Raw genomic sequence first — 23,280 nt, forward strand, 5'->3', positions numbered from 1 at the left:
ATCGACGAGGCCCGTCCGGCTGCCGAGCGCCTGGCGGCGTCCCGGCAGCCCTACCTGATCGGGGTGCGCCACCACGCCCCCTCGCTCGCCGCCGCCGTCCCGGCCCTGCTGGACGCGGCCCGCCCCGACGTGCTCCTTGTCGAACTGCCGCACGAGGCCGCGCCCTGGCTGCAATGGCTCGCACACGAGGACACTCGCGCGCCGATCGCCCTGGCCGGCACCGGCCGGGGCGGCCTCGGCTTCTACCCGTTCGCCGACTTCTCGCCGGAGTTGGCCGCGCTGCGCTGGGCCGCCCGCAACGGTGTCCCGGCGATCCCGTGCGACCTTCCGCTGGGCCACCCCGGATGGGACCGCACCGACCGCGCGTCCGACGGCGAGGGCGCGGAGGCCGGAGCGGAGACCGGCGCGGGCGGCCTGCACGCCGCGTTGCGCGACCGGCTCACCGGCCGGGCCGGCGACGACCTGTGGGACCGGCTGGTCGAGGCCACCGCACCCGGCTCGACCGCCGAGGCGATCCGCCGGGCGGCGCTCACCGTCGGCTGGGCCCTGCGCCGGGACGCGGGCACCGTGGACCCGGTCGACCTGCGCCGCGAGGCGTGGATGCGCGCCACGCTGCACGAGGCGACCACCACCGGCGCGCGTGCCGCAGTGGTGCTCGGCGCGTTCCACGCACCGGCGCTGCTCGAACCGGCCCCGTCCGAACCGGACACCACCACACCCGCCGCCGAGATCGCCGACGTCACGATGTCGCTGATCCCGTACACCTACCCGCTCCTGGACGCCCGCTCCGGCTACCCGGCCGGCATCCGCGACCCGGAATGGCAGCAACGCGTACTGGAATCCGGCGGCGACCCGGCCGCGCTGCACGAGGCGCTGATCGCCGCGGCCGTGCGGATCTGCACCGACCTGCGCGGCCAGGGCCACCCCAGCGGACCGGCCGACGCCCGCGAGATCGTCCGGCTCGCCGGCGACCTGGCCAACCTGCGCGGACTGCCCGCGGCGGGCCGTGGCGAACTGCTCGAAGCGGTACAGACCGTGCTCACCCACGGCGAGCCGCTGGGCCGGGGCCGATCGGTGGCCCGCGCACTCGAACGTGTCCTGGTCGGCAAACGAGCCGGCCGCCCGGCGCCGGCCGCACCGCGCAGCGGCCTGGGCCCCGAGGTGGAGCGCCGGATCACCGAACTCGGCCTGCCCGGCCCCGCCGACCCGGCCGAACGCGACCTGCGCCTGGACCCGCTGCGCAGCGACCTGGACCGGCGGCGCGAACTGCTCCTGCAACAACTGACGACCTGTCGGATCCCGTACGCCGAACCGGTCGCGGTGGTCGGCGCCGGCGGCGCGGACGCGGTCACCACCCGCTGGCGGGTGCGCTGGACCCCGTCCGTGGCGGCCCTGTTGGACGCGGCCGGCGTCCGGGGCGTGACCCCGGAACAGGCCGCCGAGGGCACCCTGCGCGCACAACACCGAGCCGAACTCGACGAGGGCGGCCCCACGGCGGAACAGATCCTCACCGGCCTGGAACGCGCCGCCGCGTGCGGCCTGTCCGACCTGACCGCCACCCGACTGAACGAGACCGGCCAGACCCTGCCCACCATCGCCACCCTGCCGAACCTGCTCACCGCCCTGACCCTGACCGACCGCATCCACGCCGGCCACCTGGGCGCCACCCCCCGAACCCCCGACCCGACACCCCCCACCCCACCCACCGCCACCGCGCCCCCCGACCCGAAGTCGACGACGCGCCCCGACGCCGTGTCCGCCGCCACCCCCGGCACCCTCGACCCGGCCCGCACCGACTCGGACACGCGTCCCGGTGCCGGTGAGGACGTCACCCAGACCCTGCTCACCGCCGCCGTCCGCCACCTCGACGGTCTGACCGGATCCGACGACCCCGCCGATGCCCGGGCCCTGGCCGATCTGGCCGAGCGCGCCGACACGTTCGGCGGGATCCGGTTGACCACGGGACTGGCCCGACTGGCCGCCGACGGCTCGCCGCTGATGTCCGCCGCGGCCGGCGCCGTGCGCGTCCTGCTCGGCCACGAGGACCCGGCCGACCTCGGCGACCGGATCGGCTCGTGGCTCGACACCGCGACCACCGCGGCCGCCCGGGCCGACCTGACCCGCCGGCTCACCGGCTTGCTCACCGCGGCCGGCCCGCTCCTGCAGACCGGCGGCCCGGTCCTGGCGGCTCTCCTGGACCGCGTCGACACCCTTGCCGACCGCCCGTTCCTGGACCGGCTGCCGGCCCTGCGCGGCGGCTTCGACACACTCAGCCCCGCCGCCCGCGACCGCGTCCTCGACGCGGTGGCCGACCACCTCGGCGACCGGGTGGACACCGACGCCGACCCGATCGCCCTGGCCCACTGGACCTCCGCCGACCTGACCGCCCACCAGGCCCTGGCCCACCGATCCCTGCTTCCCCCACCCACCCCCACGAACGCTGCCGAGCCGGCCGCCGCCCCCGCGCCCGCGGCAACTCCCGCCGCCGGCCCGGTGAGCGGGTGGGCACAATCCCGACCCCACCAGGACGCCCCCGCGGCCATCCCCCCACAACAGCGCTGGAAACTGATCCTCGGCCGCCGCTCCGACCACCTCCAGGGCAACGCCCGGCAGATGGCCACCGCGCTCGACGAGCTCTACGGCACCGGCCGAGGCGAAGGCTCCCGCAGCGACCTCGGCAACGGCGACCGAGGCGGCCGACAGGCCCCCTACCCCGGCGTCCGGGAATGGTCCGAGGACCTGATCGCCCTCTTCGGCTCCGACATCCGCGAGGAGGTCCTGGCCGCCGCCGCGGCAGCCGGCCGTACCGACGTCCTCACCCACCTCGACCCCGCCGCGGCCCGCCCCTCGGTGGACCTGCTCAAAACCGTGCTGGCCCACGCCGGCGGCCTCCCCGAGGCCAAACTCGCGCTGCTGCGCCCGCTGATCTCCCGGATCGTCGCCGAACTCACCCGCGAACTCGCCACCCGGCTGCGACCTGCCCTCACCGGCATCACCACCCCACGCCCCACCCGCCGTCCCGGCGGCGCCCTCGACCTGCCGCGCACCCTGCGCGCCAACCTCGGCACCGCCCGCCGCACGGCCGACGGAACCGTGGTCGTGGTCCCGGAGCGGCCGATCTTCCGCACCCGGTCGAGCCGCAGCAACGACTGGCGGCTGATCCTGGTCGTGGACGTGTCCGGCTCGATGGAGGCATCGACCATCTGGTCCGCGCTCACCGCGTCGATCCTGGCCGGCGTCCCGTCGCTGAGCACCCACTTCCTGGCCTTCTCCACCGAGGTGATCGACCTCACCGAGCACGTGCACGACCCGCTCGGCCTGCTCCTGGAGGTCGAGGTCGGCGGCGGCACGCACATCGCCGCCGGCCTGCGCGCCGCCCGCGAACTGGTCACCGTGCCCTCCCGCACGCTGATCACCGTGATCAGCGACTTCGAGGAGGGCTACCCCCTGGGCGGCCTGCTCGCCGAGGTACGCACCCTGGCCTCCTCCGGCTGCCACATCCTGGGCTGCGCGAGCCTGGACGACGCGGGTCGCCCGCGCTACTCCGCCGCCGTCGCCGGCAGCCTCGTCGCCGCCGGCATGCCGGTCGCCGCCCTGAGCCCCACCGAACTGGCCCGCTGGGTCGGAGAGAAGGTCCGATGAGCACCCAGGGCCTGCCACCGGTCGCGCCGGACGTCACCGCCGGCATCATCGAGGCGCTCACCCCGCGCCTGCGCAAACGCCTGGACGCCGCGATCGACAAGCTCGCCGCGTACCCGGTCTCCCGCGACGGCGACACCGTACGGATCACCGTCGGCGAGGACGCCGAACTGACCCTGTCCATCCCCACCGGATCGGTCACCCGCGCCGAGGACCTGCACTGCTCGTGCCTGCTCGCTCCGGCCTGTGTACACCGCGCCGCAGCCGCCGCCTCGGCCCCGGTCGCCGATGCCGAACCCACCCCGGAAACCTCGAACACCCCCGACCCCCAAGGCACTTCGAGCAGCACCGAGACCCCCGACCCGAACACCGCCACAACACCGCACCAAGCCGCCGCAAGCACGGAGCCCGGCGCCGGCACCGAGCCCACCGGTGCCGAACGCGCCGCCGCCGACGCGTTGTGGACGGCCGGCGCCGCGATCGTGGACGCCGGCGTCGACACCGCCGGCGCCGTCCTCCAGGCCGGCCTGCTGCGCGCCGCGCACACCGCACGCCTGGCCGGACTGCACCGGGCGTCCGCCGCCGCCGTCGCGGTGGCCACCGGCCTGCGCACCGCCCGGGCCGGCGATCCCGCGTACCGGCTCACCGACCTGGTCGCCGCGCTGCGCGAACTGCTCGACGTGGCGCACCTCCTGCGCACCTCGACGGGGGAGACCGCCCCGGCCCTCGACGCGTTGCGCGGCACCTCCCGCCGGGCCTACGCACCGGCCGGGTCGTTGCGGCTGTACGGGCTGTTCACCGAACCCGTACTGACCGCCCGCGGCTTCGCGGGCGCGGTGACCACCACCGTCGACCCGACCGGCACCCTGCGCACCATCGGCGACGTCGCCCCCGGCGGCGCCGACCGCGCGGTCGGCGCCGCGACCCGCGCGATCCGGGTCGGCGACACCTCCATCGACCCGGTCGCGCTCACCCGCGCCGGCCTGGTCGTCTCCGGCGCCACCGTGTCCGCCGGCGGCCGGCTCGGCGCCGGCCAGGGGGTCCGCGCGGCCCGGGCCGGTGGCGCGGCCTGGACCGACGAGCCGCTCGGCGCGCTGTGGGACGTGCCGCCGGCCACCCAGGTCGACCGCGTCGTCGGCCACCGCGATCGGCCCGCCGACGACCGCCCCGCAGGCGCCGACCTGGTCTTCCTCGACGTCACCGTGCTCGGCCCGACCCCCGGCGCCCGGGACCGGGTCCACGCCGTCTGCGCCGGACTCGATGTGCACCTGCTCGTCGCGCACGCCGACCCCGCCTTCGCCTACCGCGACAACCTGCGCCTGCTGGCGACCTGTCCGGGCCTGCGCTTGCGGCTGATCGGCCGCCTCGAACCCGGCGCCGACCGTGCCGTGCGGGTGCTCGCGGTCGGCGTCCCGCCGGGCGAGGGACCGACACTGCGACTGGCCGAGGACCGGCTGGGCCGGGTCGACCTGGGCCTGGACCGGCTGCACCGCGCCGACCTCCCGGCCGCCGCGTCGACCCCCGCCGTGACCGTCGCGGCCGAGGAACTCCCGGCCGGCCCGCTGTACCTGATGCACCGTCACGTAGAGCGAGCGATCAGCGGCGGTCGGCCGGTGCTCGCGCTGGCCGGTTCCACCGCCGCCGACACCGCCCGACTGCGCCGGGTCGGGCTGGCCACGGGAGCGACCCTGGTCGAGCGCCTCGGGCAGGTCGCGGCGGGCCGCGAACGGGATGTTTTCGGGCGTCTTCGCGCGGGCGACAACGACCTTTTGTCCGCCGCGTGGCTGGCCGCCGCCGTCTACTCGCAAACCGTCGAAGGTGCTCTGACCAGGGCTGTTTGGTCCGCCGAGCAGTAGAGCCGGGGGCGTTGCGCCAATCGATTTCCGATCGGTGACGGGCAGCGTGTATGGTTTTCCTGCTCGCCCCAATAGCTCAGTCGGTAGAGCGTCTCCATGGTAAGGAGAAGGTCTACGGTTCGATTCCGTATTGGGGCTCAGACGATGGGATCCCCGCCTGGAAACAGGCGGGGGCCTCGTTGAGGCGGCGTAGCTCAGACGGTAGAGCAAGCGGCTCATAATCGCTGTGTCACCGGTTCAAGTCCGGTCGCCGCTACCAAGCGAGCCGATTCGGGGGAGACTCCGCATCGGCTGCTTTTGCTGTATTCACCCCTGACCGCAAGGAAGGCACTCCAGTGGCTGCCACCGACGTCCGCCCGAAGATCACGCTGGCCTGCGTGGAGTGCAAGGAGCGGAACTACATCACCAAGAAGAACCGGCGTAACGACCCGGACCGTCTTGAGATGAAGAAGCACTGCCCCCGCTGCAACGCGCACACCGCGCACCGCGAAACCCGCTAGGCGGTTCGCACCACGACACCGACGAGGCCACTCCCCATCAGGGGGGTGGCCTCGTTGTCGTATTCTCCGCAGCGTTGCCCGCACCGGCCCGCCACCCACCAGGGAGAACCGCTACATGCCGCTGGACGCGAAGTTCATCGGGCGGACGTATCCGCCCACCGAGCCGTACGAGGTGGGTCGGGAGAAGATCCGCGAGTTCGCCGCCGCGATCGGCGACCCCGATCCCGCGTACAACGACCCCGAGGCGGCCAAGGCGCTCGGCCACCCGGACGTGATCGCGCCGCCGACCTTCGCGATCGTGGTCACCATGCGCGCCGCGGACCAGGTGGTCTACGACCCCGAGCTGGGCCTGGACTACTCGCGCGTCGTGCACGGCGACCAGAAGTTCACCTACACCCGCCCGGTCCGCGCCGGCGACCGGCTGACCGTGGTGACCACCGTGGACAACATCAAGTCCCTCGCGGGCAACGACATCCTCACCACGCGCGCCGAGGTGACCACCGTGGAGGGCGAGCACATCGTCACCGCGCTCTCGACCCTGGTGGCCCGCGCCGCGGCCGACGACTCGGAGGGCTGACCATGACCGCCAAGATCTCCTTCGACGACGTCGCGGTCGGCACCGAACTGCCCGCCCGCAGTTTCCCGGTCACCCGGGAGACCCTGGTCCGCTACGCGGGCGCCTCGGGCGACTTCAACCCGATCCACTGGAACGGCCGGTTCGCCACCGAGGTCGGCCTGCCGGACGTGATCGCGCACGGCATGTTCACCATGGCAGAGGCCGCGCGGGTGGTCACCGAGTGGCTCGGCGACCCGGGCGCGCTGATCGAGTTCGGCGTGCGCTTCACCAAGCCGGTCGTGGTCGCGGACACCGTCGAGGGCGCGACCATCGAGGTCACCGGCAAGGTCGCGGTGCTCCTGGACGATCGCCGGGCCCGGGTGGACCTGGTGGTCACCGCCGGCGGTGCCAAGGTCCTGGGTGTGCCCAGGGCCGTGGTCCAGCTCGCCTGAGTCCCGCCCCGGCCGGGATGCGAGAATCCAACGGTGCAGCCTGAAACCGACGCGCCTCTCGCCTCCCTGACCACCCTCCGCCTCGGCGGTCCGGCCCGTCGGCTCCACACGGCCACGACCACCGACGCGGTGCCGGCGATCGTTCGTGCCGCCGACGAGCAGGGCATCGCGTTGCTCGTGCTCGGCGGCGGCAGCAACCTGGTCGTCGGCGACGACGGATTCCCGGGGGACGTACTGCGGATCGCCACCACCGGGCTGCACCTGGCCGGCACCGACCTGAGCGTCGAGGCCGGCGTGCCGTGGGACGACGTGGTCACCGCCGCCGTCGCCGCGGGCCTGTCCGGCATCGAATGCCTCGCGGGCATCCCGGGCAGTGCCGGCGCGACGCCGGTGCAGAACGTCGGGGCGTACGGCCAGGAGGTCGCCGAGACGATCACCGCGGTCGAGGTCTACGACCGGACCGAGCGCGCCCTGCGCACGTTGACCGCCGCCGAATGCCGCTTCACCTACCGGCACAGCGTCTTCAAGGGCGACGACCGCTTCGTGGTGTTGCGAGTGCGCTTCCGGCTGCGCGACGACGCGGGCCGCTCGGCGCCGATCCGGTACGCCGAACTGGCTCGTACGCTCGGCGTCGAGCCGGGCGAGCAGGTCCCGGTCGAGGCGGCCCGGACGGCGGTGCTGAGCCTGCGGCGCGGCAAGGGCATGGTGCTGGACCCGGCCGACCACGACACCTGGAGCGCGGGCTCGTTCTTCACCAACCCGATCCTCACCCACGACGCCTTCGCCGAGCTGACCGCCCGAACCTCGCGGCACCTGGGCCCCGACGTCACCCCGCCGCGCTACCCCTCCGGCGCCGACCACGTGAAGACCTCCGCGGCCTGGCTGATCGAGCGGGCCGGCTTCACCAAGGGCTACGGACAGGGCCGGGCGCGCATCTCCACCAAGCACACGCTGGCCCTGACCAACCGCGGCGAGGCCAGCACCGAGGACCTGCTCACCCTGGCCCGCGAGGTGCGCGACGGCGTGCACGAGGTGTTCGGCGTGACCCTGATCAACGAACCGGTCCTGATCAACGCCGAGCTCTGACCCGGGGCCGGCCGCGCCCTTCGGTCACCGAGCCGGCGGCCGGGCGGGCAGCAGATCCGCCCGCGCCGCGACACCGGGCGCCGCCAGCCACCCGTCCACCCCGTCCAGCAGCGCGCGCTGTACGTGCGCCGGCGCCACCGAGCCCAGGATCGACTGCCGGGCCAGCTCGGCCAACTCCGCGTCGTCGAAACCGTGATCGTCGCGAGCCGACTCGTACTGCGCGGCCAACCGCGAACCGAACAACAACGGATCGTCGGCGCCCAACGCGATCGGCACCCCCGCGTCGAACAACCTCCGCAGCGGCACATCCGCGGCCTTGTCGTAGACGCCGAGCGCGACGTTGGACGCCGGGCACACCTCGCACACGATCCGCCGCCGCGCGAGCAGCGCCATCAACTCGGGATCCTCCACCACCCGGATCCCGTGCCCGAGCCGGCGCGCGCCCAATATGTCCACGCACTCGCGGATGCTGCGCGGCCCGTCCAACTCGCCGCCGTGCGGGTTCGCGAACAGCCCGGCGTGCCGGGCGATCTCGAAGGCCCGCTCGAACGCGGGCGCCCGCCCCCGCCGCTCGTCGTTGGACAGCCCGAAGCCGACCACACCCCGGTCGGTGTACTGCGCGGCGAGCCGGGCCAGCGTGCGCGCCTCCAACTGGTGCTTGGTGCGATTCGCCGCGATCACCACGGCGATCCCGATCCCGGTCGCCTCCCGGGCGGCCTCCACCGCGTCGAGCACGATCTCGACCGCCGGCGTCAACCCGCCCAGGCGCGGCGCGTACGAGGTCGGATCCACCTGGATCTCCAACCAGCCCGAACCCTCGGACCGGTCGTCCTCCGCCGCCTCGCGGACCAGCCGGTGCATGTCGTCCGGCGTGCGCACACACGAGCGGGCGATGTCGTACAACCGCTGGAACCGGAACCAGCCCCGCTCGTCGGTGGCCCGCAAGCGTGGTGGTCGACCCGAGGTCAGCGAGTCGGGCAGCCGCACTCCGTGCAGATCCGCCAGTTCCAACAGGGTTTGCGACCGCATGGATCCCGTGAAGTGCAGGTGGAGATGAGCCTTCGGGAGGGTGCGGACATCGCGTGCGGGACGATCCATCCACAGATCATGGACCACCGGCCCCTCGCACGTGAGGGGTACTGCGGATGATCCCCTGAAGGAGAGCCGAAACTTCGGCGGCCGGCACGTGAACGACCGCGCCGGCGCCGCGCCTACCGCTTCGCCTCGCCCAACAACCGGGCGATCCGCTCGATCCCCTCGACCAAATCCTCGTCCCCGAGCGCGTAGGACAGCCGCAGATAGCCCTGGGTGCCGAACGCCTCGCCCGGCACCACGGCCACCTCGACCTCGTCCAGGATCAGGGCCGCCAACTCGGCCGAGGTCGCCGGCCGCACCCCCCGGATCTCCTTGCCCAGCACCCCCTTGACCGACGGGTAGACGTAGAACGCGCCCTTGGGCTCGGGGCACCGCACGCCCGGGATCTCGTTCAGCATCCGCACGATCGTGCGCCGGCGCCGGTCGAAGGCGACCTTCATCGTCTCCACCGCGGCCGGATCGCCGGTCAGCGCGGCGAGCGCGGCGGCCTGCGCGACGTTGCACACGTTCGAGGTGGCGTGCGACTGGAAGTTGGTGGCCGCCTTGATCACGTCCTCGGGAGCGATGATCCAACCGACCCGCCAGCCGGTCATCGCATACGTCTTGGCGACCCCGTTGACGATCACGCAGCGGTCCGCGAGCTCGGGCACCAGCACCGGCATCGACACGAATTCGGCGTCGTCGTAGACCAGGTGCTCGTAGATCTCGTCGGTCAACACCCACAGCCCGTGTTCGAGGGCCCAGCGCCCGATCGCCTCGGTCTGCTCCCGCGAGTACACCGCGCCGGTCGGGTTCGACGGCGAGACGAACACCAGCACCTTGGTGCGCTCGGTGCGCGCCGCCTCCAACTGCTCGACGGACACCAGGTAGTCGGTGCCCTCGTCGGCGACCACGGCCACCGGGACCCCGCCCGCGAGCTTGATCGACTCCGGGTAGGTGGTCCAGTACGGCGCCGGCACGAGCACCTCGTCGCCCGGGTCCAGGACGGCCGCGAACGCCTCGTGGATCGCCTGCTTGCCGCCGTTGGTCACCAGGACCCGGGCCGGGTCCACCACCAGGCCCGAGTCACGCAGCGTCTTGGCCACGATCGCGGCCTTCAGCTCGGGCAGCCCGCCGGCCGGCGTGTAGCGGTGGAACCTCGGCTCGCGACAGGCCGCGACCGCCGCCTCCACGATGTGCTCGGGCGTGGGGAAATCCGGCTCGCCCGCGCCGAAGCCGACCACGGGTCGACCGGCGGCCTTGAGCGCCTTGGCCTTGGCGTCGACCGCGAGCGTCGCGGACTCGGCGATGGCACCGACGAGGGCCGAGACCCGGCGCTTGGCGGTGGGCCCGGACGGGGAGCTGGGGGTGGGAGCCGTCATGCCGGCCATGGTCGCATTTCCGCCTCGGCGCGGGCCTGTCGATTTCGCGCCGGCGCGTCGATCCGGCGGACCCGCGCGGCACGGGTTCGACCTGACGCACCGGACCCCGTACACTCGACGCTTGGCGGTCCCAACCTGCATGCTGCCGCGCCCGAAAATGTTGTGTTCTCGGGTCGGCGTCTCCGCTAGGTTGATGACCACGTGAAGGGCACTAGCTCAATTGGCAGAGCACCGGTCTCCAAAACCGGGGGTTGGGGGTTCAAGTCCCTCGTGCCCTGCGATGTGCGAACCGCTGTCGATCCTCGGATCGACCGTGGCTCGTACGCAGTCAGCGCAAACTGTCGGCGCCGACAACCCCGTCGGTGATCACGGTCGGACCGGATCAGGTGAGGACGAGTTGACGGAGGCCCACGGCTCCACGGCTACGCCTGAGCACAGCAGCTCTGATGGCCGCGGCTCCGACGACGAGCCCCCCGGCGGTCGCCGGGCGAACCGCCCGAAGGGTTCTTCGGGCAAGCCGGAGCAGAAGAAGAAGAACCTGTTCGCGCGGGCGGCTCTTTTCTACCGGCAAATCATCGCCGAGCTGCGCAAGGTCGTTTGGCCGACCCGCAACGAGCTGAGCACGTACACCACGGTGGTCATCGTGTTCTGCCTGATGATCATCGGCATCGTCTACGGACTCGACCTCGGCTTCGCGAAGGCCGCGCTCGCCATCTTCGGCTGAGCCTCACCCCTTTTCGCAGCGCGCCTGCAACGACCGTTCGACCCCCAGCCAGGAAGAAGTACCCAACGTGTCTGACCCGAACCTGTCCGCCGACAACTCCGCCGACGAGACGGTGGCCCTGTCGGAGCAGGCGGAGGCCGCAGCTTTCGAGGACGCAGACCTCGAAGACGCGGCCGAGGCCCCGGCCGTCTCCACCGATGACGAAGTGGAAGACACCGAGGCCACCGAGGACGACGACGCCGAGGACGCGGACGACGAGTTCGAGGACGACGACGCCGAAGCCGCCGAGGCCGAGGACGACGACGCCGAGCTCGAGGACGCCCCCGAGGGCGACCCGGTCGAGGACTTCAAGGACGCGCTCCGCCGCGCCCCGGGCGAGTGGTACGTCATCCACTCGTACGCGGGCTACGAGAACCGCGTGAAGGCCAACCTCGAGTCCCGCACCACCTCGCTCAACATGGAGGAGTACATCTTCCAGGTCGAGGTGCCGCAGGAAGAGGTCGTCGAGATCAAGAACGGCCAGCGCAAGACCGTCAAGCGCAACAAGTTCCCCGGCTACGTGCTGGTCCGGATGGACCTGACGAACGAGTCGTGGGGCGCGGTCCGGAACACCCCCGGGGTGACCGGCTTCGTCGGCAACGCGCACGAGCCCTTCCCGCTCACCCTCGACGAGGTCGTCAAGATCCTCGCCCCCGAGGAGGAGAAGGCGGCCGGCGGCGGCAGCGGTGCCAAGAGCACGACCGAGGTCAAGGTGCTCGACTTCGAGGTCGGCGACTCGGTCACCGTCATCGACGGTCCCTTCGCGACGCTGCAGGCGACGATCAACGAGATCAACGCCGACTCGCAGAAGGTCAAGGGTCTGGTGGAGATCTTCGGGCGCGAGACGCCGGTCGAGCTCTCGTTCAGCCAGATCCAGAAGAACTGATACTTCCCCCAGGTGGGACCCCGTTTCGCCGGGGTCGCATCCGGGTGGTGGACAAGGCGCCCTCACAACGGTGGTTATCGTTGAGGGGGCGCCGCACCGCGTGGCGGGCCCGAACACGTCCGCGCTCCGCGTGGTGATCGGGACGTACATCTCGTCGAAGGACCCGGAAAAAATGCCTCCCAAGAAGAAGAAGCTGTCAGCGATCATCAAGCTGCAGATCAAGGCCGGCGCAGCCACGCCGGCCCCGCCGGTCGGTCCCGCTCTGGGCCAGCACGGCGTCAACATCATGGAGTTCTGCAAGGCGTACAACGCGGCGACCGAGTCGCAGCGTGGCGACATCGTCCCGGTGGAGATCTCGGTCTACGAAGACCGTTCCTTCACCTTCGTGACGAAGACGCCGCCGGCCGCGCGCCTGATCCTCAAGGCCGCCGGTGTCGAGAAGGGCTCGGGCGAGCCGCACAAGACCAAGGTCGCCAAGGTCACCCGCGAGCAGATCCGCGGCATCGCGCAGACCAAGATGGCCGACCTGAACGCCAACGACATCGACGCCGCGGAGAAGATTATCTCCGGCACCGCGCGTTCGATGGGCATCACGGTCGAGGGCTGATCGAGCCCCGCAGTCCGGCAGTACCAGAACCGACGCGAGGACGTGCGCGAAAGCCCACGACCTGGCGGAGTGGAAGGGTCCGCGCGACCCGCTCCCACCACAACTCCTTTCGGAATTTCAGGAGCTTTCAGTGAAGCGCAGCAAGTCCTACCGCGAGGCCGACACCAAGGTCGACCACGACCGGCTCTACTCGCCGCTCGAGGCCGTTCGCCTGGCCAAGGAGACCTCGCCCTCCAAGTTCGCCGGCACCGTCGAGGTGGCCATGCGCCTGGGCGTCGACCCGCGCAAGGCCGACCAGATGGTCCGCAGCACCGTCATCCTCCCGCACGGCACCGGCAAGACCGCCCGGGTCCTGGTCTTCGCGACCGGTGACCGTGCCGAGGCTGCCAAGGCCGCCGGCGCCGACATCGTCGGCTCCGACGAGCTGATCGACGAGGTCGCGAAGGGTCGGCTCGACTTCGACGCCGTCGTCGCCACCCCGGACCTGATGGGCAAGGTCGGCCGCCTGGGCCGCGTGCTCGGCCCGCGTGGCCTCATGCCCAACCCGAAGACCGGCACGGTCACGCCCGACGTGGCGAAGGCCGTGAACGAGATCAAGGGCGGCAAGATCGAGTTCCGCGTCGACAAGCACTCGAACCTGCACTTCATCATCGGCAAGACGACGTTCGACGACACCCAGCTCGTCGAGAACTACGCCGCCGCCCTCGAAGAGGTGCTCCGCGCGAAGCCGTCGGCCGCCAAGGGTCGCTACATCAAGAAGGTCGGCGTCTCGACCACGATGGGCCCCGGCATCCAGGTCGACCCGAACCGCGTCCGCAACCTCCTGGTGGAGGAAGAGGCGGTCTGATCCGCCCGCACGCGAACGAGGCCCGGCACACCCCACGGTGTGCCGGGCCTCGGCACGTTCGCCGTCGGCCCGCGCCGCGCCAGCCCTTCCTCCGCGAACCGATTTGCTCCGAACGAGTGCCATCGCGTACCTTGGCAACAAGCCAAAGACCGTCGGTCGTTGTCGTCGTGCCGTAAGGCAGGGTCGGCAAACGAAGGTTCCGCATCGCGGACGGCCTGCGCAGGTGTGAACGTGAGACGTTGCCCCCGAGACCCGCGGACTCCGCGTGTTTCGAGGATGTACGCCCCGTGCGCCTGCGCCGGGGCGTTTTTGTATGTGGACCCCTTCCGCCCTGCGGACCGGCGTATTCATCCGGCACACGATCGACCGCCACGGTCGATCGGCAATCGCATCGCGGAAGGAGGCCAGCCCTATGGCGAGGCCCGACAAGGCGGCCGCGGTCGCCGAGCTCACGGAGCAGTTCCGTGACTCGAACGCCGCAGTGCTGACCGAGTACCGCGGACTCACCGTCGCGCAGCTCAAGGAGCTGCGTCGTTCGCTCGGTGAGAACGCGCAGTACGCCGTGGTGAAGAACACGCTGACCAAGATCGCCGCCAACCAGGCGGGCATCGCTCAGTTGGACGACCTCTTCGAAGGCCCGTCCGCGATCGCGTTCGTCACGGGTGACCCCGTGGAGGCCGCGAAGAGCCTGCGTGACTTCGCCAAGGCGAACCCCCTTCTCGTCATCAAGGGCGGCGTCCTTGAGGGCAAGGCGCTCAGCGCCGACGAGATCAAGAAGCTCGCGGACCTCGAGTCCCGCGAGGTGCTGCTGTCCAAGCTGGCGGGCGCCATGAAGGGAACCATGGCCAAGGCCGCGGCGACCTTCCAGGCTCCGCTCACGGAGTTCGTCCGCACTGCGGACGCGCTGCGCGCGAAGGTCGAGCAGGGCGGTGCCGGCGAGCCGGCTCCCGCCGCCGAGGCCGAGACCGCCGAGTAGTTCGGCAGTCGCGACCTTGGTCGCCGGGGGCAGCGCCCCCGCCATCCCACACCACCCGGCACCAGCCGAATTGATCAGGAAGGACCGCCGATCATGGCGAAGCTCAGCAACGACGAGCTGCTTGCGTCGTTCAAGGAAATGACCCTCATCGAGCTCTCGGACTTCGTGAAGCTCTTCGAGGAGACCTTCGACGTCAAGGCTGCCGCCCCGGCCGCCGTCGCCGTCGGTGGCCCGGTCGCCGTCGCGGACGCGCCCGAGGAGCAGGACGAGTTCGACGTCATCCTCACGGGTGCCGGCGAGAAGAAGATCCAGGTCATCAAGGAGGTGCGCGCGCTCACGAGCCTCGGTCTGAAGGAGGCCAAGGACCTCGTGGACTCCGCCCCCAAGGCGCTCCTGGAGAAGGTCTCGAAGGAGGCCGCCGAGAAGGCGAAGGCTGCCCTCGAAGGCGCCGGCGCCTCGGTCGAGGTCAAGTAATTCGACGCCGCCCCTTCGGGCGGCATCACCGAAGGCGATCGTCCGTCAGGGCGATCGCCTTCGGGCTTTTCCGGACCGGATCACGGACCGTTCGACGGCGCCGGGCGACCCCCGCGGCGAGCCGCCCAGAGTCGGACATACCTCTCTCGGCCTCGCTCGAAAGGGTGATACTCCCAACACTCTCGGCGTCCGCCGAACCCGCTCGTACCAGGCCCGTCGCGCCTCGCCGAGGGCGCGCGCCAGGGCGCGCGGACCCTCTCGTGAGCCGCCGGATCCGGTCGTTGTCGGACGGGCGGTCTACCGTGTTTTCCAGGCTTCCCGAGGCTCCTCGCGAACCCGGTCGGCCGATGTGACGAGACTCTCGTCGCAGGCCGCAGGATCGGGACCTCCGTCCGGTTTTCCCGGGGCGCGGAAGGGTTCCGTCGGCTCTGAGGGGGAAAGCAACCCCTTGACGAACGGATCGGGGCGCGCAATTCTTCGGACGCACCCCTGAAGCACGGTTGCCGGATGGTTTCTGAATCCGGGTGGTGGACCGGCCCTTCGTAGGGGCTGGACAGCGGTGTGCCTTGTGGCTACACTGACCCTTTGCGCTGCCTATCGACTTCTCCCGGTGTATGAACCCGGGCCGTCTTGTATGCGCATAGTGAGTCCGAGCCCTCGGAAGGACCCCTCTTGGCCGCCTCGCGCACCGCCTCCGCTACCAACCCCGGCGCCGCCACTGCCCCGCTCCGCATCTCCTTCGCCAAGATCAGGGAACCCCTGGAGGTTCCGAACCTTCTCGCGTTGCAGACCGAGAGCTTCGACTGGCTGCTCGGCAACAGTGCGTGGAAGGCACGGGTCGAGGCCGCCCTCGCGGGCGGACAGGATGTGCCCACCAAGTCCGGCCTCGAAGAGATCTTCGAAGAGATCTCTCCGATCGAGGACTTCTCCGGTTCGATGTCCCTGACGTTCCGGGACCACCGGTTCGAGCCTCCGAAGAACTCCATCGAGGAGTGCAAGGAGCGCGACTTCACGTACTCGGCGCCGCTGTTCGTCACGGCCGAGTTCACCAACAACGAGACCGGCGAGATCAAGAGCCAGACGGTCTTCATGGGCGACTTCCCGCTCATGACGAACAAGGGCACCTTCATCATCAACGGCACCGAGCGTGTCGTGGTGTCCCAGCTCGTGCGCTCCCCGGGTGTCTACTTCGACAGCCAGGTCGACAAGACGTCCGACAAGGACATCTTCAGCGCGAAGGTCATTCCCTCGCGTGGTGCCTGGCTGGAGCTGGAGATCGACAAGCGCGACACCGTCGGTGTCCGCATCGACCGCAAGCGCAAGCAGAGCGTCACCGTGCTGCTGAAGGCGCTCGGCTGGACCGACTCCCAGATCCTCGAGGAGTTCGGCCAGTACGAGTCGATGCGGCAGACCCTGGAGAAGGACCACACCCAGGGCCAGGACGACGCGCTGCTGGACATCTACCGCAAGCTGCGTCCGGGGGAGCCGCCGACCCGCGAGGCCGCGCAGACCCTGCTCGAGAACCTCTACTTCAACCCGAAGCGTTACGACCTCGCCAAGGTCGGCCGCTACAAGGTGAACAAGAAGCTCGGGGTCGAGCAGGCGCTGGACGCCGGCGTCATGACCGTCGAAGACGTCATCGCGACCATCAAGTACCTGGTCAAGCTGCACGCCGGCGAAGAGGCCATGGAAGGCGCGTCGGGCCAGGAGATCGTGGTCGAGGTCGACGACATCGACCACTTCGGCAACCGTCGCCTGCGCAACGTCGGCGAACTCATCCAGAACCAGGTCCGTACCGGCCTGGCCCGGATGGAGCGCGTCGTCCGCGAGCGGATGACCACCCAGGACGTCGAGGCGATCACGCCGCAGACCCTGATCAACATCCGGCCGGTCGTCGCCTCCATCAAGGAGTTCTTCGGCACCAGCCAGCTCTCCCAGTTCATGGACCAGACGAACCCGCTGTCGGGCCTGACCCACAAGCGTCGTCTCTCCGCCCTGGGCCCCGGTGGCCTCTCGCGTGAGCGGGCCGGCTTCGAGGTCCGTGACGTGCACCCGTCGCACTACGGCCGGATGTGCCCGATCGAGACCCCCGAAGGCCCGAACATCGGCCTGATCGGCTCGCTCGCGTCCTACGGTCGGGTCAACGCGTTCGGCTTCGTGGAGACCCCGTACCGCAAGGTGATCGAGGGCCGGGTCACCGACGGCATCGACTACCTGACGGCCGACGAGGAAGACCGCTTCGTCATCGCCCAGGCGAACGCGCCGCTCAAGGAAGACGACGTCTTCGCCGAGGCCCGCGTGCTCGTGCGTCGCCGCGGCGGCGAGATCGACTACATCCCCGGCGACGAAGTCGACTACATGGACGTCTCGCCGCGCCAGATGGTGTCGGTCGCGACCGCGATGATCCCCTTCCTCGAGCACGACGACGCGAACCGCGCGCTCATGGGCTCGAACATGATGCGCCAGGCCGTGCCGCTGCTGAAGGCGGAGTCCCCGCTGGTGGGCACCGGCATGGAGTACCGCGCCGCGGTCGACGCCGCCGACGTGATCACCGCCGAGAAGCCGGGTGTGGTCCAGGACGTCTCGGCCGACTACATCACCGTGATGAACGACGACGCGACGTACACCACGTACCGCGTGCAGAAGTTCATGCGCTCGAACCAGGGCACGTCCTTCAACCAGAAGGTCGTCGTCGACGAGGGCGCGCGGGTCGAGGCCGGCCAGGTGCTGGCCGACGGTCCGTGCACCGAAGAGGGCGAGATGGCCCTCGGCAAGAACCTGCTCGTGGCGTTCATGCCGTGGGAGGGTCACAACTACGAAGACGCGATCATCCTGTCGCAGCGTCTGGTGCAGGACGACGTGCTCTCCTCGATTCACATCGAGGAGCACGAGGTCGACGCCCGGGACACCAAGCTCGGCCCGGAGGAGATCACCCGGGACATCCCGAACGTCTCCGAAGAGGTCCTCGCGGACCTGGACGAGCGCGGCATCATCCGGATCGGCGCCGACGTCGTACCCGGCGACATCCTGGTCGGCAAGGTCACGCCCAAGGGTGAGACCGAGCTGACCCCGGAGGAGCGTCTGCTCCGTGCGATCTTCGGCGAGAAGGCGCGCGAGGTGCGCGACACCTCGCTCAAGGTCCCGCACGGCGAGTCCGGCAAGGTCATCGGCGTGCGCGTCTTCGACCGCGAGGCCGGCGACGAGCTGCCGCCGGGCGTGAACCAGCTGGTCCGCGTCTACGTCGCGCAGAAGCGCAAGATCACCGACGGTGACAAGCTCGCCGGTCGACACGGCAACAAGGGCGTCATCTCGAAGATCCTGCCGGTCGAGGACATGCCGTTCCTGGAGGACGGCACCCCGGTCGACATCATCCTCAACCCGCTCGGTGTCCCGTCCCGCATGAACCCGGGTCAGGTCCTGGAGACGCACCTCGGCTGGATCGCCAAGACCGGCTGGAGCGTCGAGGGCGACGACGAGGACTGGAAGGGTCGCCTCCGGGCGATCGCGGCCGACCAGGGTGCCCCCGGCACCAACGTCGCCACCCCGGTCTTCGACGGTGCGCGCGAGGAGGAGATCACCGGTCTCCTCGACTCGACCAACAAGACCCGCGACGGCGTCCGTCTGATCGACGGCACCGGCAAGGCGAAGATGTACGACGGCCGCTCCGGCGAGCCGTTCCCGCACCCGGTGTCGGTCGGGTACATGTACATCCTCAAGCTGCACCACCTGGTCGACGACAAGCTGCACGCCCGGTCGACCGGTCCCTACTCGATGATCACCCAGCAGCCGCTGGGTGGTAAGGCCCAGTTCGGTGGCCAGCGCTTCGGTGAGATGGAGGTGTGGGCACTCGAGGCATACGGTGCCGCCTACGCGCTCCAGGAGCTGCTGACCATCAAGTCCGACGACGTCCTCGGCCGAGTCAAGGTCTACGAGGCGATCGTCAAGGGCGAGAACATCCCGGAGCCGGGCATCCCCGAGTCCTTCAAGGTGCTCATCAAGGAGATGCAGTCGCTCTGCCTCAACGTGGAGGTCCTCTCCAGCGACGGTATGTCGATCGAGATGCGCGACACCGACGAGGACGTCTTCCGCGCTGCGGAGGAGCTTGGTATCGACCTGTCGCGGCGTGAGCCGAGCAGCGTCGAAGAGGTCTGAGGCTCCCTCCCGGGTCCGGCCGTGAGGCCGGCCCCGGGATTTCGACCCCAGTCCTGATGAAGACACACACTGGTGAGCACGGCACAGCCCCAGCCGTGACCGCCGGGACCAAACCCCGAAAGAGGGATTGACGAAACAGTGCTCGACGTCAACTTCTTCGACGAGCTGCGTATCGGCCTCGCTACCGCAGACGACATCCGCCAGTGGTCGCACGGTGAAGTCAAGAAGCCCGAGACCATCAACTACCGCACCCTGAAGCCGGAAAAGGACGGGCTCTTCTGCGAGAAGATCTTCGGTCCGACCCGGGACTGGGAGTGCTACTGCGGCAAGTACAAGCGCGTCCGCTTCAAGGGCATCATTTGTGAGCGCTGCGGCGTCGAGGTCACTCGCGCCAAGGTGCGTCGTGAGCGCATGGGCCACATCGAGCTCGCCGCGCCCGTCACGCACATCTGGTACTTCAAGGGCGTGCCCAGCCGCCTCGGCTACCTGCTCGACCTCGCCCCGAAGGACCTCGAAAAGGTCATCTACTTCGCGGCGTACATGATCACGTACGTCGACGACGAGCGTCGCCAGCGCGACCTGCCGTCCCTCGACGCCAAGATCTCGGTCGAGCGTCAGCAGATCGAGCAGCGTCGTGACGCCAGCGTCGAAGAGCGCCAGAAGAAGCTCGAGACCGACCTCGCCGAGCTGGAGGCCGAGGGCGCCAAGTCCGACGTCCGCCGCAAGGTGCGCGAAGGTGCCGAGCGTGAGATGAAGCAGCTTCGCGACCGCAACCAGCGCGAGCTCGACCGTCTCGACGACGTCTGGACCCGGTTCAAGAACCTCAAGGTCCAGGACCTCGAAGGCGACGAGATCCTCTTCCGTGAGATGCGTGACCGTTTCGGCACGTACTTCATGGGCGGCATGGGCGCGCAGGCGCTCCAGCGTCGGCTGGAGTCGTTCGACCTCGACGCCGAGGCCGAGAAGCTGCGCGAGATCATCCGCACCGGCAAGGGCCAGAAGAAGACCCGCGCGCTCAAGCGCCTCAAGGTCGTCTCCGCGTTCCAGCAGACCCGGAACAGCCCCAACGGCATGGTCCTGGACTGCGTCCCGGTGATCCCGCCGGACCTGCGTCCGATGGTGCAGCTGGACGGTGGCCGCTTCGCGACCTCCGACCTGAACGACCTGTACCGCCGCGTGATCAACCGCAACAACCGGTTGAAGCGTCTGCTCGACCTCGGTGCCCCCGAGATCATCGTGAACAACGAGAAGCGGATGCTCCAGGAGGCCGTCGACGCGCTGTTCGACAACGGCCGCCGCGGTCGTCCGGTGACCGGCCCGGGCAACCGGCCGCTCAAGTCGCTGTCCGACATGCTCAAGGGCAAGCAGGGTCGTTTCCGTCAGAACCTGCTCGGCAAGCGCGTGGACTACTCCGCGCGTTCGGTCATCGTCGTCGGCCCGCAGCTCAAGCTGCACCAGTGCGGTCTGCCGAAGGCCATGGCGCTCGAGCTGTTCAAGCCGTTCGTGATGAAGCGCCTGGTGGACCTCAACCACGCGCAGAACATCAAGTCGGCCAAGCGCATGGTCGAGCGCGCCCGCCCCGTGGTGTGGGACGTGCTCGAAGAGGTCATCGCCGAGCACCCGGTGCTGCTCAACCGGGCACCGACGCTGCACCGTCTGGGCATCCAGGCGTTCGAGCCGCAGCTCGTCGAGGGCAAGGCCATCCAGATCCACCCGCTCGTGTGCACCGCGTTCAACGCGGACTTCGACGGTGACCAGATGGCCGTTCACCTGCCGCTCTCCGCGGAGGCGCAGGCCGAGGCCCGCATCCTCATGCTGTCCAGCAACAACATCCTGAAGCCGGCCGACGGTCGCCCCGTCACCATGCCGACCCAGGACATGGTGCTCGGGCTGTTCTTCCTGACCTCCGAGCGGGAGATCACCAAGGGCGACGGGCGCGTCTTCGCGTCCACGGCCGAGGCGATCATGGCGTTCGACGCCCGTGAGCTCGACCTGCAGGCGAAGATCGAGCTGCGGCTGCCGGCGGGTACCGTCCCGTCGCGCGGCTGGGTCGCGCCCGAGGGCTGGGAGCCCGGTTCGCCGCTGCGCGTGCGCACCTCGCTCGGTCGCGCGTTGTTCAACGAGCTTCTGCCGGCGGACTACCCGTTCGTCGACGAGGAGATCGGCAAGAAGACGCTGTCGATCATCGTGAACGACCTGGCGGAGCGGTACCCGAAGGTGGTCGTGGCGGCAACGCTGGACAACCTGAAGGAGGCCGGCTTCCACTGGGCCACCCGTTCCGGTGTCACCGTCTCCATCTCCGACGTCGTCGTGCCGCCGGCGAAGAAGGAGATCCTGGAGCGCTTCGAGGCCCAGGCCGAGAAGGTGCAGAAGCAGTACGAGCGCGGCCTGATCACCAAGGACGAGCGTCAGCAGGAGCAGATTCAGATCTGGACCAAGGCGACCAACGAGGTTGCCGAGGCGATGAACCTGAACTTCCCCAAGACGAACCCCATCTTCATGATGGTCGACTCGGGTGCCCGCGGAAACATGATGCAGATGCGTCAGATCGCGGGTATGCGTGGTCTGGTGTCGAACGCCAAGAACGAGACGATTCCCCGTCCCATCAAGGCGTCCTTCCGTGAGGGTCTGTCCGTCCTCGAGTACTTCATCTCGACGCACGGTGCCCGTAAGGGTCTGGCCGACACCGCGCTGCGTACCGCCGACTCGGGTTACCTGACCCGTCGTCTGGTGGACGTGTCGCAGGACGTGATCGTGCGCGAGGAGGACTGCGGCACCGACCGCGGCCTCGTCCTGTCGATCGCCACCCGCGGCGCCGACGGCGTGCTCCGCAAGGACGACGACGTCGAGACCAGCGTGTACGCCCGCAACCTGGCCGAGGACGTCGTCGTCGACGGCAAGGTGCTGGCCCCGGCCAACGCCGACCTCGGCGACGTGATCATCAACCACCTCGTCGCCGAAGGCGTCGAGTCGGTGAAGACGCGTTCGGTCCTGACCTGTGAGTCCAAGGTCGGCACCTGCGCCATGTGCTACGGCCGCTCCCTGGCGACCGGCAAGCTCGTGGACATCGGCGAGGCGGTCGGCATCATCGCCGCCCAGTCGATCGGTGAGCCCGGCACCCAGCTCACGATGCGTACCTTCCACACCGGTGGTGTGGCGGGTGACGACATCACGCAGGGTCTGCCGCGTGTCGTCGAGCTCTTCGAGGCGCGCACCCCCAAGGGTGTCGCCCCGATCAGCGAGGCGGCCGGTCGGGTGCGCATCGAGGACACCGAGAAGACCCGCAAGGTCGTGGTGGTCCCGGACGACGGTTCCGAGGAACTGGCGTACGCGGTCAGCAAGCGCTCGCGCCTGCTGGTCGACGAGGGCGACCACGTCGACGTCGGTCAGAAGATGCTCGTCGGCGCGGTCAACCCGCACGACGTGCTGCGCATCCTCGGCCAGCGTGCCGTGCAGATCCACCTCGTGGCGGAGGTCCAGCAGGTCTACCGCTCGCAGGGTGTGTCGATCCACGACAAGCACATCGAGATCATCATTCGGCAGATGCTCCGCCGCGTGACGATCATCGAGTCGGGCGACGCCGAGCTGCTTCCGGGCGAGCTCGTCGAGCGTGGCCGGTTCGAGACCGAGAACCGTCGGGTGATGTCCGAGAGCGGGCACCCGGCCTCGGGTCGTCCGCAGCTCATGGGCATCACGAAGGCGTCGCTGGCCACCGAGTCGTGGCTGTCGGCGGCCTCCTTCCAGGAGACCACCCGGGTGCTGACCGACGCGGCGATCCACGCCAAGTCGGACCCGCTGCTGGGCCTGAAGGAGAACGTGATCCTCGGCAAGCTCATCCCGGCCGGTACGGGCATGCCCCGCTACCGCAACATCCGGGTCGAGCCCACCGAAGAGGCCAAGGCCGCGATGTACTCGATGTCCGGGTACGACGAGGCGGACTACTCCGCGTTCGGTTCCGGCTCCGGCCAGGCCGTCCCGCTGGAGGAGTACGACTTCGGCGGTTACCAGGGCTGATCAGCCCCCGGTCGAC

16 protein-coding genes and 3 tRNA genes are annotated in these 23,280 nt (G+C 70.1%); 17 read left to right on the forward strand and 2 right to left on the reverse strand.

The window, feature by feature from the left end; all coding sequences use genetic code 11:
- From ABZ374_RS09535 to ABZ374_RS09570, 8 genes are all read left to right on the forward strand, one after another.
- Window positions 1-3,642, forward strand: a complete 3,642-nt coding sequence (locus tag ABZ374_RS09535; protein ID WP_360308899.1) for a DUF5682 family protein — start codon at window positions 1-3, stop codon at window positions 3,640-3,642.
- Window positions 3,639-5,495 (forward strand): hypothetical protein, encoded by a 1,857-nt coding sequence (locus ABZ374_RS09540; RefSeq protein ID WP_360308719.1) that lies wholly within the window; start codon window positions 3,639-3,641, stop codon window positions 5,493-5,495. Before ABZ374_RS09535 ends, ABZ374_RS09540 begins: the two co-directional genes overlap by 4 nt.
- 65 nt (window positions 5,496-5,560) lie before the next feature.
- Window positions 5,561-5,633 (forward strand) — tRNA-Thr (locus tag ABZ374_RS09545).
- A 45-nt stretch (window positions 5,634-5,678) separates the two neighbouring features.
- Window positions 5,679-5,754, forward strand: a tRNA-Met gene (locus tag ABZ374_RS09550).
- A 76-nt stretch (window positions 5,755-5,830) separates the two neighbouring features.
- Window positions 5,831-5,995, forward strand: coding sequence for a 50S ribosomal protein L33 (gene rpmG, locus ABZ374_RS09555; RefSeq protein WP_004571794.1), 165 nt, complete (start codon window positions 5,831-5,833; stop codon window positions 5,993-5,995).
- Between the two features lie 115 nt (window positions 5,996-6,110).
- The gene (locus ABZ374_RS09560) at window positions 6,111-6,572 is read left to right on the forward strand and encodes a MaoC family dehydratase N-terminal domain-containing protein (protein ID WP_360308722.1); all 462 of its coding nucleotides are present in this window, start codon (window positions 6,111-6,113) and stop codon (window positions 6,570-6,572) included.
- Window positions 6,573-6,574: 2 nt separating this feature from the next.
- Window positions 6,575-7,003: a MaoC family dehydratase gene (locus ABZ374_RS09565; RefSeq protein WP_360308725.1), complete on the forward strand. Its 429-nt coding sequence runs from the start codon at window positions 6,575-6,577 to the stop codon at window positions 7,001-7,003.
- A 33-nt stretch (window positions 7,004-7,036) separates the two neighbouring features.
- Window positions 7,037-8,089, forward strand: a complete 1,053-nt coding sequence (locus ABZ374_RS09570; RefSeq protein ID WP_360308728.1) for a UDP-N-acetylmuramate dehydrogenase — start codon at window positions 7,037-7,039, stop codon at window positions 8,087-8,089.
- Window positions 8,090-8,113: 24 nt separating this feature from the next.
- Here ABZ374_RS09570 and ABZ374_RS09575 read toward each other — a convergent pair whose 3' ends face one another.
- Both ABZ374_RS09575 and ABZ374_RS09580 read right to left on the reverse strand, forming a co-directional pair.
- Window positions 8,114-9,187 (reverse strand): adenosine deaminase, encoded by a 1,074-nt coding sequence (locus ABZ374_RS09575; RefSeq protein ID WP_360308731.1) that lies wholly within the window; start codon window positions 9,185-9,187, stop codon window positions 8,114-8,116.
- A gap of 113 nt (window positions 9,188-9,300) precedes the next feature.
- Window positions 9,301-10,545 carry a pyridoxal phosphate-dependent aminotransferase gene (locus ABZ374_RS09580; RefSeq protein WP_360308734.1) on the reverse strand — a complete coding sequence of 415 codons (1,245 nt, stop codon included), beginning with the start codon at window positions 10,543-10,545 and terminating at the stop codon, window positions 9,301-9,303.
- 205 nt (window positions 10,546-10,750) lie between these two features.
- On the opposite strand from ABZ374_RS09580, the gene ABZ374_RS09585 reads away from it, so the two are divergent.
- The 9 genes from ABZ374_RS09585 (at window position 10,751) to ABZ374_RS09625 (ending at window position 23,264) form a co-directional block, all read left to right on the forward strand.
- Window positions 10,751-10,823, forward strand: a tRNA-Trp gene (locus ABZ374_RS09585).
- Between the two features lie 2 nt (window positions 10,824-10,825).
- Window positions 10,826-11,269, forward strand: coding sequence for a preprotein translocase subunit SecE (gene secE / locus ABZ374_RS09590; RefSeq protein WP_360308737.1), 444 nt, complete (start codon window positions 10,826-10,828; stop codon window positions 11,267-11,269).
- A gap of 112 nt (window positions 11,270-11,381) precedes the next feature.
- On the forward strand, window positions 11,382-12,194 hold the full coding sequence (nusG, locus tag ABZ374_RS09595) for a transcription termination/antitermination protein NusG (protein WP_360308902.1): 813 nt from the start codon (window positions 11,382-11,384) through the stop codon (window positions 12,192-12,194).
- A 172-nt stretch (window positions 12,195-12,366) separates the two neighbouring features.
- Window positions 12,367-12,801, forward strand: coding sequence for a 50S ribosomal protein L11 (gene rplK, locus ABZ374_RS09600; protein WP_020549250.1), 435 nt, complete (start codon window positions 12,367-12,369; stop codon window positions 12,799-12,801).
- 130 nt (window positions 12,802-12,931) lie between these two features.
- Window positions 12,932-13,648 carry a 50S ribosomal protein L1 gene (gene rplA, locus ABZ374_RS09605; protein ID WP_360308740.1) on the forward strand — a complete coding sequence of 239 codons (717 nt, stop codon included), beginning with the start codon at window positions 12,932-12,934 and terminating at the stop codon, window positions 13,646-13,648.
- Between the two features lie 412 nt (window positions 13,649-14,060).
- Window positions 14,061-14,624, forward strand: a complete 564-nt coding sequence (rplJ, locus tag ABZ374_RS09610; protein WP_360308743.1) for a 50S ribosomal protein L10 — start codon at window positions 14,061-14,063, stop codon at window positions 14,622-14,624.
- 93 nt (window positions 14,625-14,717) lie between these two features.
- Entirely contained in the window at window positions 14,718-15,098 is a 381-nt protein-coding gene (gene rplL, locus ABZ374_RS09615) for a 50S ribosomal protein L7/L12 (RefSeq protein ID WP_360308746.1), read from the forward strand.
- A 672-nt stretch (window positions 15,099-15,770) separates the two neighbouring features.
- On the forward strand, window positions 15,771-19,250 hold the full coding sequence (gene rpoB, locus ABZ374_RS09620) for a DNA-directed RNA polymerase subunit beta (RefSeq protein ID WP_360308749.1): 3,480 nt from the start codon (window positions 15,771-15,773) through the stop codon (window positions 19,248-19,250).
- Window positions 19,251-19,388: 138 nt separating this feature from the next.
- Window positions 19,389-23,264: a DNA-directed RNA polymerase subunit beta' gene (locus ABZ374_RS09625; protein WP_360308752.1), complete on the forward strand. Its 3,876-nt coding sequence runs from the start codon at window positions 19,389-19,391 to the stop codon at window positions 23,262-23,264.
- The last annotated feature ends 16 nt before the right edge of the window (window positions 23,265-23,280 follow it).

The organism is Embleya sp. NPDC005971, assembly GCF_040629175.1.
Taxonomy (GTDB): Bacteria; Actinomycetota; Actinomycetes; order Streptomycetales; family Streptomycetaceae; genus Embleya.